The following is a 13606-nucleotide window of genomic DNA, read 5'->3' on the forward strand; positions in this document are numbered from 1 at the left end:
CGGTCAGGCCGGGAAGAAGATCAGGCGGCCCTGGCCGAGAGACGGCGCCGCGTTTCGACGGCGGTCGCCATGGCGGTGAAAAGCTGGCGCTGATCCAGCGGCTTGACCGCTGCGCCGTCCATGCCGGCCTCCAGATAGCGGGCGCGGTCTTCCTCCATCGCGTCGGCCGTCAGGGCGACAACCGGCACGCAGGACCAGTTTTCCGGGGATTTGCGGATCTGGCGGATCGCCTCGATCCCGTCCATGCCGGGCATGTGAATATCCATGAGAACGATGTCGAATTTCTGCTCGCCGAGCGCGGAGATCGCCTCCGCCCCGTCGGTCGCCTCGATGATTTCGCAGCCCAGCGGCGCAAGGAAGATGCGCGTGACCTGCCGGTTCACCGCGTTGTCGTCCGCCACCAGGATACGGCGCTCCAGCAAAAGGTTCCGCGCATCGTCCTGAGCCATACGCTCCCCGCCCGTTTCCGGCGGCCCTTTCTGTTCGGCCTCCTGGACCTGGAAATCCAGCGTGAAAACGGACCCCTCGCCCTCCACGCTCTCGGCGGAAATTTCGCCGCCCATCAGGCGGGCGAGCTGACGCACGATGGACAGGCCCAGACCGGTTCCGGCAAAGCGCCGGGTGATGCTGGCGTCGGCCTGCGTGAAGGGCGTGAACAAGCCGTCCACCGCCTTGGGCGACATGCCGATGCCCGTGTCGGACACGCTTATGAGAATTCGTTTTCCGTCCGGCGCATCCTCCGCCCTTGCCGAGACCTCGATACGCCCGGCGGCGGTGAATTTCACCGCGTTGGAGAGCAAGTTGGACAGGCATTGGCGCACCCGCACCGGGTCAAAACGCAACCATTGCGGCAGGGTGGGATCAATGGTCAGCGAAAGGGTTACGCCCTTGTCGCTGGCCTGTGGCTCGAAAAGGCGGACGACCCGATGCAGCGTCTGGTGGAAATCATCGTCGATGGGCGCGATTTCCAGCTTCCCGGCCTCGATCTTCGACAGGTCCAGGACATCGTTCAGCACGGCGGTCAGCAGATAACCGGAATCGATGATCGTCCGCACGCGCTCTTTCTGTTCCTCGCTCAGATCATCGCTTTCCAGCGCATGCGCCATCCCCAGCATGCCATTCAGCGGGGTGCGTATTTCATGGCTCATGGTCGCCAGAAAGGCGGATTTTGCTTCGCTGGCGGCCTCGACAGACTGCTTTTCATCTTCCAGCTGATCGGTCGCGGAACGCAGGGCGGCGCGCGTGGAAAAGTTCAGGCGCGCCGCGCGCCAGGCGAAAGCCGACATCAGGATGAGGCTGCCCACCAGCACCAGCTGGTAGCGCGGCTCGAACGGGTGGATCAGCAGGGGCGCGCCGATCAGCGCCGCCGTGGCGGGAATGCCGCCAATCGTCAGGGTGATCGGCGATCCGTGCATGAACCCCTGAACATAGATCAGCTGGCCCGCCAGAACGGCCAGCGCGGTGATCATCAGCGCCGGCTCCCCCGTCATCCAGTACAGAACGCCCAGAAGCAGCCAGGCGAGAATGGTGTAGAGCGAGGAGAACAGATAAAGCCCGCGCTGAAAATCGCTGCGCGTGCGATCCGTTCGAAACGGCCGCGTGGCGATAAAGGACAGGGTTTCCGCCGAAAGGATTGCCCCGCCCCAGGTCAGCGCAACGCCGGCGCCGGCGCCGATATAGGCCAGCGGCAGCGTCAGCATGATCATCACCAGACGCGCGGACCACATGCGGGCGGACCCGGCGGCCGCCTCGTCGATTGCTGGATTTGAAAACAGTTTCGTTCTCTTTTTTGTCACACCGGCTCCTGTCCGATGCTTCCTCCCCAAGCGTGACAACCTAGACGGGTATAAGTTCCAAGAGGGTTAAGAGACTATCAGTTTTCCCCGGCGCGGCGCGGGCCGAAAATCCAGTCGCCCAGCGGAAACATGAAGTTGAAATTGGCGCGCGCCATCAGATCGGCGCGGTGGTGAAGCCGGTGATGGGTCACAAGCCGTTTCATGCCCGGAATGCGCAGCGCCGCGGAATCGTCGGGCAAATGGCAAATGAAATGCGCCGCTTCATACACCAGGTAATAGGCCAGCGACGTGGCCAGGAAGAGCAAGGCGGCGTCATCCGACCACAGCCAGGCCAGCAGCAGCGCGGCCGGCAGGCTGAACGCGATAAAGAAGAAGGCCGTCAGATAGGCCGGGAACAGCACGGCCTTGAAATCATCCGGGCTTTCCATCGCCAGATCCTCATTCAGGAAGAAACGGTGATGCTGTTTCACGTGCCGCTTGTGGATCAGCGACAGGCCGGGAACGCGCCGGTGCATGGCGAAGCGATGCCCGAAATATTCCGACAGATTGGCGTAGAGAAACGTCACCGGCGGGACCGCCCACTCCCACCCGCTGACACGGTCCAGCAGCAAGAGACAGAGCAGAAAGACCGCGCCATAACCGCCAAAGATCGCCCGGAAATGCCCCCAGCCGGAATAGGATTCGGGGACAATCTCCGCCCGGTAGGCGTCGCGGAACGCCGCCGTTTCGGCGGCGGCGGGATAACCGGAACGGGGAACGGCCTGGCGCATGGGCCAAGTCTATCCGGTTTGAATTTTCAAAGGAATGGTGGGCGCGGCTGGGATTGAACCAGCGACCCCTACGATGTCAACGTAGTGCTCTCCCACTGAGCTACGCGCCCTGACCCGTCATAGGGAAGGGGCGGGATATACCGGGGCCGGGCGCGCTCCGCAAGCGCTGTGCTGCGCGCCATGTGCACCGGGCTGGAACCGCCTTGCCGCGCGCCCCGTTTCAAAGCCGTATTCAAGCAATAACGGGACAGAAATTTCCATGAAAAAGATAAACGGCAATGGCGCGGAAATTCCGGCGCTCGGCTTCGGCACGTGGGAGCTGAAAGGCGGCGAGGCGCGCAACATGACCAAAGCCGCGCTGGATATCGGCTACCGCCATATCGACACGGCGCAGGCCTATGAGAATGAAAGCGAAGTGGGCGCGGGCATCGCGGATTCGGGCGTGGACCGGAACGATATTTTCGTCACCACCAAGATCTGGCGCGACAAGTTCCGCGACGGCGATCTGCAATCCTCGCTGAAGGAGAGCCTGAAACGGCTGGACCTGGACCATGTCGACCTGACGCTGTTGCACTGGCCGGTCTTCGATGTGCCGGTCGAGGAAACGATGGGCGCGCTGAACGATGCGCGCGAACAAGGGCTGACCCGTCATATCGGCCTGTCGAACTATACGGTCGCGCTGATGAAGGAGGCCGTGGAGGCCTGCCCCGGCCCCGTCGCCGACAACCAGATCGAACATCACGTCTATCTGGACCAGTCGCCGCTGCTGGACGCGGCGCGCAATCTGGGCCTCGCCGTGACCGCCTATTCTCCGCTGGGTCATGGCGGCCAGGTGTTTAAGGACAATACGCTGACCAGCATTGGCGAACGCTACGGAAAATCGGGCGGCCAGGTGGCCCTGCGCTGGCTGGTGCAGCGCGGCGTCGTCGCCATTCCGCGCACCTCCAGCAAGGACCACGCGGCGGACAATTTCGATATCTTCGATTTCGAACTGGAGCCCGCCGAAATCAGCGCCATCGGCAATCTGGCCGATCCGGACGGGCGCCGCATTGATCCCGACTGGGCCCCCGACTGGGACGAGGCCGGATCAACGCACCGAATCTAGAAGGAAAGCCGCTTTGGCGGCGGTTCAGGCCGCCATCACGCGGTCGACCTCATTGACGAGGTCGCGCAGATGGAACGGCTTGGACAGAACCTTGGCGTCCACCGGCGCGCCCGAATTGGGGTTCAGCGCCACGGCGGCGAAACCGGTGATGAACATGATCTTCATGGAGGGGTCGAGATCGGCGCCGGCGCGCGCCAGCTCGATCCCGTCCATCCCGGGCATGACGATATCGGTCAGCAGCAAATCATAGGACCCGGCGGCGGCTTTCAGAGAGCGCATGCCCTCATCGCCGTCGGCGCAGGAGGTGACGACATGGCCCGCGCGCTCCAGCGCCTTGCACAGGAAGTCCCGCATGGAGTGATCGTCCTCGGCGAGAAGGATGGTCGCCATAATCTGTAATCCGTTTGCCGTGTCGTCCGTTAAATAGCACGGCGGCGAATCATGGGTCGCCGCGCGTCAGCGCCTTTCTGCCACCAAGAGGGTAAAAATCCTCTTTAACGCCCGGGCTGGGGCTGCAAGTTCGCAAACCCGGCCGCGTGCGCTAATCTTGGCTTATGAGCGCCGAGCATGGCCAGCCTGTTCAACCCGTAGACGTATTTCGCCCCGCGGAGGATTGCGCGCCGGCGCCGCTGGTGTTTGCCTCCCCCCATAGCGGAGAATACGCGCCACAGGCGTTTTTCGACGAGATTGAAGTCGACCGCCACGCGGTCCGCACCTCCGAAGACGCCTTTGTTGACCAGCTTTTCCAAACGGCGCCGGAATTCGGCGCGACGCTGGTGCGCGCCAATTTCGCCCGCGCCTACATAGACCCGAACCGCGACCCGTGGGAACTGGACCCCAAGATGTTCCGAGACGCCCTGCCCGCCTGGGCTAATCCGCGCTCGCCGCGGGTGGCGAACGGTCTGGGCGCCATTCCCCGCGTGGTGGCGGACGGGCGCGGCATCTATCGCCGTCTTCTGAGGCTGGAAGAGGCGGTCGCGCGGATCGAACAATTCCACGACCCCTATCACGATGCGCTGGACGCCGAGCTGGAGCGCCTGCGCCGGGACCACGGCTTCGCCATCCTGATCGACTGCCATTCCATGCCATCGGGCAGCGGCGGGCGGGCCGATATCGTTCTGGGCGACCGCTTCGGAGCGTCCTGCGACGCCCAGCTGAGCGGCGCGGTGGAGATGACCCTGCGCACCCTGGGTTATCGCGTGACGCGTAACGCGCCCTATGCCGGGGGCTACACCACCAGCCGCTATGGCCGGCCGCAGGCGGGAATTCATGCGCTGCAGATAGAGCTATGCCGCAGCCTCTATATGAACGAGGCGGAGATCGCCCCGCGCCAGCCCCGGTTTGACCGGATGCGCCGGAGAATGACCCGCCTGATCGGCATATTGTGCGAAATTGACTGGGAGGCCCGCTTAAGGGACCCGGAAAAAAAGCAGCCGCGCTTGCGCGCGGCTGAGTAAGATAGGGAGGAAACGCCCAAGAAGGGCGCGAGCAGCTCTCGCTGCAACGCACAAACATTACGCTGCGGCGCACAATGATGCAACCGCACTGCACAAAAATAATCGGTCATTTTCGCCGCACCCCTGTTTCGTCCCATTCTGAAACGTCTCGCGCGTTGAGCGAACCGGCACGGGTTTTGCTCAACCCTTGGCAGAGGCCGCCAGGACTGGCCTTGCCGTAAAGCATCGCGCGAGGGGGATCATGACCAACGCCATCGACCATCACGTAGGAACCCGGCTTCGCCGCCGCCGCCGTCTTCTGGGCCTGACCCAGCAGCAACTGGCCGAGAGCGTGGGCGTGCGGTTCCAGCAAATCCAGAAATATGAGTGCGGCGCCAATCGCGTCAGCGCCAGCCGTCTGTATGAATTGTCCACCTCGCTCAACGTGCCGGTGAACTATTTCTATGACGGGCTGGAGGCCGGGCCGTCCAATGACGCGGAGCCGGAAGCGGACATGATGTCCCGTCCGGAAACGCGGGAATTGCTGACCGCCTATTACCAGCTGGAAGAAACGCCGCGCCGGCGCCTGCTGGATCTGGCGAAATCGATGCGGGCGGATTCGGCCGACGCGGCCTGATAGCTTTCAGGCGGGCAGGCGTGCTATTCGCTCTGAACCGTGACTGAAACAATCCCGCCTTCCGCCGATCTGCCCGGGCTGGCCCGCTTCGCCGAGACGCTGGCGGATGCGGCCGGCGCGGCCGCCCTGCCCTTTTTCCGGTCCGAGTTTGTCATAGAGAACAAGGCCGGGGACGGCGATTTCGACCCCGTAACGGAGGCCGACCGCGCCGCCGAAACTGCGATCCGCGAAAAGATCGAGGCCGCCTATCCCGATCACGGAATCGAAGGCGAGGAATTTCCTGGCAAACGCGCCGAAAGCGATTTCACCTGGACGCTGGACCCCATCGACGGCACCCGCGCCTTCATGTGCGGCCTGCCCAGCTGGACCACGCTGATAGCCCTGTCCTGGCAAGGAAAGCCCGTGCTGGGAATTATCGACCAGCCCTATTTGCGCGAACGCTTTATCGGGTTTGGAGAAAAATCGGTTCTGAAACAGGGCGGCTCCGAAACCGTGCTGCGCACAAAACCCTGCGAACATCTGCGCCAGGCGGCGCTTTCCACCACCGATCCGAAGCTTTTCACCGGCGGCGAGCCGGGCGCGTTCGAGCAGATTCGCTGCACGGCGCGCGTCACCCGTTACGGGCTGGACGCCTATGCCTACGCCATGCTGGCGCAGGGCGGGCTGGACCTGGTGATCGAGGCCGGGCTTTCAGCCCATGACGTGCGCGCCCTGATCCCGGTGGTCGAGGGCGCGGGGGGCGTTATTACCGACTGGCGGGGCGGGGACCCTTCCGATGGCGGCCAGATTATCGCCGCCGGGGATGCGCGCCTGCATGATCAGGCGATGGTGTCGCTGCGCCGCGCGGCCAGCTTCTAGAGCTTGGCGCGGGTCAGAAGCGCGTCAAATGCGGCCCAGAATCGCTGCCGGATTTCATCTTTTTCCATCAGGATTTCGTGCCGCGCATGGGGCATATCGACCAGCTGGGCGCTGAGAGAGTGCGCCGCAAAGCGCTCCTGCGCGCGCGTGGAGACAAGGGAATCGTCCGCGGCGCTGGCGATCAGCATGGGAATCTGGATGGATTCGGCAAAGCCCGGACGCCGTGTTTCGTCAATTGCGCGGGCCGCGGCGGCGACCCAGCCAAAGGTCGGCGCCCCCAGCATCAGGGCGCGATCGGCCTCGTAATAGCGCACCATCCGGTCGAAACGCGCCTGATCATGGGTCAGCATGTTGCCGTGATAGGTGGGCGCTTTCACATCCGTGTCCCGTCCGGGCACGTATCGCGCCGCCAGCCCCAGAAGGACGGCCGCGGTGGCGGCGATGGATGCGCCCGGGGCCAGCCCGTTTATGCCCAGCATGGGCGCTGAAAGCGCACAGGCGCGCACCGGAATGCGTCCGCGCGCCAGCATTTTCACCGCGACCATGCCGCCCATGGAGTGGCCCAGCAGCGCGTGCGGCCCCGGAAGCCGGTCCCATACGGCGCTGATCATGGCCTCGAAATCGGCCGCATAGGTGTCGAAACTGTCGATATGGCCCTTGAAACGGTCCTTCAGGGGACGGTCGGAAAGCCCCTGTCCGTAATGATCGGTGATGAAAACCGCGAAGCCGCGGGACTGAATCTCCCGCGCCACCTCGAAATATTTCTCGATAAACTCGCAGCGGCCGGGAGAGATCAGCACGGTTCCGCGCGGTTTCTCGCCGCCCGGGGCCAACATGAAGCGTATGTTCCGGCCGTCGCGGCGCAGGCAGAAGGCCTCCGCCCCCTCGGGCGGCGCGTCCCGATTGATGCTGACAAGGCGCGACGGCTGAAGAGTCACTTACTTAAGTCCGCGATTCCCGGAAAATGGAGGCCAGCTTCATCGCCAGCCCCTTGTCGCCCTGAAGTTTGAGACGCCGCGTGAACAGGGCCCGCATCGGGTCCAGCTCCCCCTTCGCGAGCGCCCGCAAATCATCCAGCGTCAGGCGCAGCGTGGCGTCGGCGGGGTGATCGTCGTTGCTGACTTCCGGCGGACTCTTGCGGGCGTCCAGATGCACCACGCCGTCATCGCCAAAATCCAGCTTGGCGGTCTTGCCCAGCCCTTCGGCCTGGCCGGCGCGCTCGCGCAGCCGGTCGGTCACGTCTTCAAGCGTCAGGCTCATTCGGAGTCCGGCTCCGCCCCGGCTTCCCCGGCTTCGCTGTCTTCCGCCTCCGCTTCGGCCTCGTCCGCCGCGGCTTGCTGGGATTCCAGCGGTTTGCGGAACAACAGGGTCATGCGGTCGCTTTCGCCGATGGCGTCAAAGGCGGCGCGGTCGAAATTCTCCGCTTCCGGGGAGCCCGGCTCGGGCGAGCGGCGGCTCGGCGGCAGGGTCCAGACGCCGAACGGGTGATCGGCGGTATCGGCCGGATTGGCGTTGATCTCGCTGGCCTCGACGAATTCGAAACCGGCCTCGTCCGCCAGGGAGCGGACATATTCCACCGCGACATAGCCGCTGGAAGCGCGGATATCGGACTGCCCGGAGGGCAGACGATGCTCCACCACGCCCAGAACGCCGCCGGGTTTCAAGGCGGCGTAGAAATCGTTGAAGGCTTTCTGATCGAAGCCACGCCCCACCCAGTTATGCACGTTGCGGAACGTCAGAACGGCGTCGAGCGAGGCCGGATTATCCACCAGTTGCCCGGATTCGCCGGTCAGCGAACCATGATGAATGTCGCCAAAGACATCGTCGGGAAAGGCCGCTTCAAAGGCCTGCCGCTCGTCGGCGCCGTCATCGGTGCTCATGTCCGCCGGGTGGATCGCGTAATAGGTCCCGCCATTGGCGGCGATCCAGGGCGCGAGAATGCGGGCGTAATAGCCGCGGCCCGGCCAGACTTCAGCCACCGCGCCGGATGGATCCACGCCAAAGAATTCCAACGTTTCGGCCGGGTGGCGCCATTCATCGCGCGCGGAATCCTCTTCAGGGCGCCAGGGCGCGGCGGCGACGGCGGAAAGGTTTTCGTACGACCCTGCGCCGGCGTCGGCGGCGGTTGCGGCCGCGTCCGCCTCGTCAGGGTCCTGATTGGCGGTGGCGGACTGGTCGCCGCAGGCGATCAGCGCAGCCGCGGCGGTGAGAGATACAAGGGTCAGAATAGCGTGTTTCATGGGCGTTTCTTGCAGCGTCATTAGGGGGGTCTGGCAAGCGCTTTATCCAGCGCGCCGAACTCTTGATTCCGGGTTGCCCTCTCTTACCTAGAAGATCGGCGAACGGAGCGGAAGAGTTTCGCCCGCTTCGCCATTCAGGCGCCGCCATCATGGGGCGCATTTTAGGTGAAAACATGTCGCTTCGAAGGAGGACGTGAAGATGAGAACCATGGATCTGAATCCGCTTTACCGGACCATAGTCGGTTTCGACCGGCTGGCGGATCTTCTGGACGCCGCCGCCAATGTTGAGGCCGGCCAAGGCTATCCGCCTTACAATATCGAGCAGATCAACGAAAACACCTATCGCGTGGAGCTGGCGGTCGCCGGTTTCGGCAAGGACGATCTCGACCTGGAAGTGCGCGAGAATGTCCTGACCGTGACAGGCCGCAAGAACCAGGGCGAGGAAGACGATGGACGCAATTTCGTTCATCGCGGCATCGCTGAGCGCGCGTTCGAGCGCCGCTTCCACCTGGCCGACCACGTGTTCGTGAAGGACGCCGATCTTGTCGATGGCCTGCTGGTCATCCAGCTGCAGCGGGAAATTCCCGAGGCGCTGAAACCCCGCAAGATCGAGATCGGCTCAAACGGCAAGAGCCGTAAAGCGATCGAGGGCAAGTCGAAAGCCGCGTAAGGCTTTGCTTCCCCGAAACGATCAGGAAGGGCGGCGCGTTGCGCCGCCCTTTTTTATGCCGTGGCTTTATTCAGACCTTCCGCGCCTGAAAATTCCGGCGCTTCCAGATTGAAGCCGGTCAGGCGCGCGCCCTCCAGACGGGCGCTCCGGAAAATGCTGTGATCGATCCGGGCGCAATCCATGACCGCGTAGGAGAGATCCGCCCCGGTCAGGTCCACCCGCCGCAGGTCGCTGCCGCGGAAATCGGCGTAGCGCGCCGCCGCATCCTTCAGGGAGGCCGCCACGCTGCGGTGGTCGTCCAGATAGATCGGGCCAAGGCGCGCATCGCGCAAATCGGCATTGGCCAGCTTGGCGCCGGTCAGGTCCGCGCCGCGCAGATCGGCCTTGCGCAGATTGCACATGCGCAGATCGGCGCCCCGGAACTTCGCGCCCTGAAGCTGTGCGCCCTCAAGGTCGAGACCATAGAGAATCGCGCCGACCGCGCTCATCGCGGTGAGGTTGCGACCCTTGAGCGAGCGAACCGAGCGCAAATCCACCCCGTCGAAAATACAGGGCTTCCCCTCTTTCCCGTTGCTGTCATACCAGCGGGAGTGATCGGCCAGCATGTCAGGGGCCGGGCGTTCCAGTTCATTGGGGGCCAGGCCGGCCAGCGCGTCGGTCAGCGCGCCGTCCATATTGGTTTCGCGCGTCTGGGCGCCGTCCAGCTTGGCGCCGGTCAGCACGGAATCATGCAGGTCCGCGCCGCAGAGATTGGCGCTGGAAAGATCGGCTCCCTCCAGATTGGCGCCGGAAAGACAGGCCTGGCGCATATCGGCGCGGGACAGATTGGCGTTGCGCAGGATGGCGTCGGTGAAATCGGCTTTCACGGCCGTTGAGCCGGACATCCGCACCTTGGTCATGTCCGCGCCGCGCAGATTGGCGTCGCTGGCGTCGGCGGAGGTGGCGGCGTGGGTGAGATAGGTCAGGCCGGCCAGCTTGTCGCTCTGGGCAATGGAGCCTTCGCGCAGATCGGCCTCATAGAGATCCACCGCATCCAGTTCCGCCCCGCGCAGCAGGGCGCCGCGCAGATCGACCCGCCGCATGGAGGCGCCAGTCAGCCGCGCGCGGCGCAGATCGGCCATGAAGAAGGTCGCGTTATCCAGCTTGCAGCCGCGCATATCGGCGTAATTCAGCATCGCGGCGGTAAAATTGGCGTCGGTCAGGTCACGGTCCGGCAGGACGATATTGCTGAGGTCGCAGAACGAGAAATTCGCCCGGGCTCCGCCCGGCGCGCCACGCCACAGGCGGTCATGGCGATCACATATCTCCTCGGCCTCGGCCTGGGTGATGTTGCGGTACTTGAATTCCTGCGCGGCGCTCATGACGCATCCAGCCCCTGTTCCAATCGTTAGAATTACGCCTCTGCCGTTAACGGAGCATTGACTCTGGACCGCTTGCATCGGAAGTCCGCCCACAAGAATGCACCGATTCGGGGAGGTCCGCTCATGCGGCTCATGCATGTGATGGCCGGCGCCAAGGAAGGCGGCGCAGAGAACATCATGCTGGAATCCGTTCTGGCGCTCGCCGAGATGGACGGCGTGGAACAGCGGGTCGTGACGCGGCCTGACAATCGCCACCGGATCGAGGAGTTCGAAAAGGCCGGCATCACGGTCGACACCGCCTCGTTCGACAATCTCTGGCGCCTGCCCACCGACCAGGTGCTGAAGCGGGCGATCAAGGACTTCCAGCCCGACCTGATCGAATACTGGATGGGCCGGGCGGGCACCTATGCGCCGCGCGCCTACAAGCGCCGCCAGATCGGCTGGTATGGCGGCTATTACAAGCTGCAGCGCTTCACCAATTGCGACTGGCATGTCGGCCTGACCAAGGATCTCTGCCGCCATATCTGCGAACAGGGCGTACCGCAGGACCGGATCGGACTGATCCACACCACGGCCGATTTCGAAAACACCGCGCCGGTGGACCGCGCCTCGCTGCAAACGCCGGAGGACGCGCCCGTCATGCTGGCGCTGGCGCGGCTGCACTGGAAAAAGGGACTGGATGTCCTGCTGGAGGCGCTGGCCGATCTGCCCGGCCATTACGCCTGGATCGCCGGCGAAGGTCCGCTGGAAATGGACCTGAAAGAACAGGCTGAAAAACTGGGCGTCGCCGACCGGGCAAAATTCCTCGGCTGGCGCAATGACCGCGGCGCGTTGCTGGCAGCCTGCGACGTGGTGGCTTTCCCCTCCCGCTATGAGCCTTTCGGGACGGTGACGGTGGACGCCTGGGCGGCGAAACGCCCGCTGGTCGCGGCCGACGCGGTCGGCCCCGCGGCCTATGTGAAACACGGCGAGAACGGCCTGCTGGTCCCCAAGGACGACGTGGACGCCTTCCGCGAGGCCATCCGGCGCGTGGCGGAGGAAGACGGCCTGGCGGAGAAGCTGGTCGCGGGCGGCACGGAAACCTATCAGGCGACCTTCACCAAGGCGGCCTTCCAGCGGGACTCGATGGCATTTTACGAGAAAATCTTGGCGGCGGTGAAAGCGTGAAAAGTCAATGGATAAACTTGTTGACAAATGAGAGTCACATAACCGACTCCCACCTCAACTCTTTGTTTGATTTACGATAATGGATTTTGTTTCTGTTTTGTTCAGACGCTTTTCCGAATGCGAGTCACATAAGTTACGCCGCCCAAAATGGTACATATTTCGCGTTGCGGTTCCCTTGTGTTTCATCGAGAGGGCGTATCAACCCAGCTTCAATAGCTTCAGATATTAGGCGCGAAATTTGAGAATACTGCTTGTCATTCAACCCCAAGCGCTTCCTAAGGCTTTGATTATTCATTGGGTTATGGCTTTCCCAACGAAGAGCGGCATGCTGATAACAAGCCCGGAGTCGGTCATCTCTCGACATATCTGCGAAAGATTGTCGGCCAAAGACCGTTACAACCGTCGAACCTTCGACCTTTTGAAATAGTGGGGGAGCAAGCATTTGGCGCTCAATAGCGGTTAAAGCCCTATCAATACCACTGCCGCGCTCTTCACAAATACCTAAGCGCCTCATTGTTGCGGCTAAAGACTCATTCCTAGATTTAGCAGGTGCGTCGATAAACCTTTCGGGTTCAATCAGCGGTTCACCTGGGTTTGTGATTTTAATTCTACCGTCGAAAATTTCGATTACAGGCCCCGCCCCCGAAGCAGTTAAATCTTGATGTATGAGGGCATTAGCTACAAATTCCCTTATAGAAATTTCCGGTATATCATAAACTTTTTTCCTAACGCCGTGCCGCATCTCCTCCCGATGTGGAATTTTCGACATTATATAACCCAATAAGCCACTAAAGCCGAGCGCATAACCTTTGCGTCCAGTTACATCATCCTCCGCATTAAGCTTAGAGTTTCCTTTATAAACAATGACTCTAGGTGCCTTAGATCTTAAAATATTTATTTCTTCTATATTATTAGCAGCTAAAAGAGCGAATAGATTCGTAACATCATAACCGTTTTGCCTATCATCAATTAAAAGCTCCTCATCAATTAATTGATCTATAATCGCTGCTCTTGAATTTCTTTCCGGCCCCAGCTCCCTGAGCAAGCTTTTTGGCTCAAACCGGTCGAATATTTCCTCTACGCTCAAATGCGCCGCCGCCACACCTCGCTCAAATTTGAGTCGTGATGTCACCGCCCACAACTCCCGCTCCCTTTCCGGGTATTCTGAAATATTCTTATGAACAGAATCGACCCTTATATAGGCTTGAGATTTAAATTTAACAGGACTTATATATGCAGGGTCTATAGCAATAATTTGTATATTTTTTTGATCTACGAACACCTCTACGAATTCAATATTTATTCGTGGAGATAGAAGTCTGGTTACCCAGTTTTCAAATATCTCATTTCCAACTTTTTCGTCTTTTAATTTTAAATTTGTGCCTACAATTTCATGGGTTTTATCTTCAACACCGAAAACTAAAAACGCTTTAGGCACGCCAGCTAACATAGCGGAGTTCGCAAGAGCAGACACATAAGTTCCAACATCTTCCGGCACGAACCGATTCTGCTTGAACTCCAACCACTCAGCCTCTCGAGGTTCTGAAATTAAGTTGCTTAATAAAG

Annotated in this window: 14 protein-coding genes and 1 tRNA gene; 6 read left to right on the forward strand and 9 right to left on the reverse strand. The window is 61.6% G+C overall.

The features are described 5' to 3' along the window. Positions 1–20: 20 nt before the first annotated feature. The 3 genes from H2040_RS09010 to H2040_RS09020 all read right to left on the reverse strand — a co-directional run bounded on the left by H2040_RS09010 (position 21) and on the right by H2040_RS09020 (position 2676). A complete protein-coding gene (locus tag H2040_RS09010) occupies positions 21–1796 on the reverse strand; it encodes an ATP-binding protein (protein ID WP_287156915.1) in 1776 nt (591 codons plus the stop codon). 77 nt (positions 1797–1873) lie between these two features. Further along, the gene (locus H2040_RS09015; protein WP_287156916.1) at positions 1874–2566 is read right to left on the reverse strand and encodes a sterol desaturase family protein; all 693 of its coding nucleotides are present in this window, start codon (positions 2564–2566) and stop codon (positions 1874–1876) included. 35 nt (positions 2567–2601) lie between these two features. Beyond that, positions 2602–2676, reverse strand: a tRNA-Val gene (locus tag H2040_RS09020). Between the two features lie 149 nt (positions 2677–2825). Here H2040_RS09020 and H2040_RS09025 point away from each other — a divergent pair. Then, on the forward strand, positions 2826–3671 hold the full coding sequence (locus H2040_RS09025; protein WP_287156917.1) for an aldo/keto reductase: 846 nt from the start codon (positions 2826–2828) through the stop codon (positions 3669–3671). Between the two features lie 24 nt (positions 3672–3695). Here H2040_RS09025 and cpdR read toward each other — a convergent pair whose 3' ends face one another. Beyond that, positions 3696–4061, reverse strand: a complete 366-nt coding sequence (gene cpdR / locus H2040_RS09030; RefSeq protein WP_022698372.1) for a cell cycle two-component system response regulator CpdR — start codon at positions 4059–4061, stop codon at positions 3696–3698. A 242-nt stretch (positions 4062–4303) separates the two neighbouring features. Between cpdR and H2040_RS09035 the strand changes: the two genes are divergently transcribed. The 3 genes from H2040_RS09035 (at position 4304) to hisN (ending at position 6602) form a co-directional block, all read left to right on the forward strand. After that, positions 4304–5128: an N-formylglutamate amidohydrolase gene (locus tag H2040_RS09035; RefSeq protein WP_206740826.1), complete on the forward strand. Its 825-nt coding sequence runs from the start codon at positions 4304–4306 to the stop codon at positions 5126–5128. Positions 5129–5369: 241 nt separating this feature from the next. Beyond that, positions 5370–5744, forward strand: coding sequence for a helix-turn-helix domain-containing protein (locus H2040_RS09040; protein WP_022698370.1), 375 nt, complete (start codon positions 5370–5372; stop codon positions 5742–5744). 39 nt (positions 5745–5783) lie between these two features. Beyond that, positions 5784–6602 (forward strand): histidinol-phosphatase, encoded by an 819-nt coding sequence (gene hisN, locus H2040_RS09045; protein ID WP_287156920.1) that lies wholly within the window; start codon positions 5784–5786, stop codon positions 6600–6602. On the opposite strand, the gene H2040_RS09050 is transcribed toward hisN, so the two are convergent. The 3 genes from H2040_RS09050 to H2040_RS09060 are packed head-to-tail and all read right to left on the reverse strand — an operon-like array spanning position 6599 to position 8842. Then, positions 6599–7540, reverse strand: coding sequence for an alpha/beta fold hydrolase (locus H2040_RS09050; protein ID WP_287156922.1), 942 nt, complete (start codon positions 7538–7540; stop codon positions 6599–6601). The genes hisN and H2040_RS09050 overlap by 4 nt on opposite strands. A gap of 4 nt (positions 7541–7544) precedes the next feature. Beyond that, positions 7545–7862: an SCP2 sterol-binding domain-containing protein gene (locus H2040_RS09055; protein WP_022698367.1), complete on the reverse strand. Its 318-nt coding sequence runs from the start codon at positions 7860–7862 to the stop codon at positions 7545–7547. After that, positions 7859–8842 carry a class I SAM-dependent methyltransferase gene (locus H2040_RS09060; protein ID WP_287156924.1) on the reverse strand — a complete coding sequence of 328 codons (984 nt, stop codon included), beginning with the start codon at positions 8840–8842 and terminating at the stop codon, positions 7859–7861. Before H2040_RS09060 ends, H2040_RS09055 begins: the two co-directional genes overlap by 4 nt. Before the next feature lie 199 nt (positions 8843–9041). Here H2040_RS09060 and H2040_RS09065 point away from each other — a divergent pair, with 199 nt between their 5' ends. Next, a complete protein-coding gene (locus H2040_RS09065) occupies positions 9042–9512 on the forward strand; it encodes an Hsp20 family protein (protein WP_022698365.1) in 471 nt (156 codons plus the stop codon). Positions 9513–9565: 53 nt separating this feature from the next. Here the strand turns inward: H2040_RS09065 and H2040_RS09070 are convergent, their stop codons facing one another. Beyond that, a complete protein-coding gene (locus H2040_RS09070; RefSeq protein ID WP_022698364.1) occupies positions 9566–10873 on the reverse strand; it encodes a pentapeptide repeat-containing protein in 1308 nt (435 codons plus the stop codon). A 123-nt stretch (positions 10874–10996) separates the two neighbouring features. Between H2040_RS09070 and H2040_RS09075 the strand changes: the two genes are divergently transcribed. Then, complete coding sequence (locus tag H2040_RS09075; protein WP_287156925.1) at positions 10997–12040, forward strand: glycosyltransferase; 1044 nt, start codon at positions 10997–10999, stop codon at positions 12038–12040. Positions 12041–12173: 133 nt separating this feature from the next. Here the strand turns inward: H2040_RS09075 and H2040_RS09080 are convergent. Further along, the coding region (locus H2040_RS09080) for an ATP-binding protein (RefSeq protein ID WP_287156927.1) at positions 12174–13606 on the reverse strand (1433 nt) is incomplete at its 5' end.

The sequence above is a fragment of the Euryhalocaulis sp. genome (assembly GCF_013911995.1).
GTDB lineage: Bacteria > Pseudomonadota > Alphaproteobacteria > Caulobacterales > Maricaulaceae > Euryhalocaulis > Euryhalocaulis caribicus.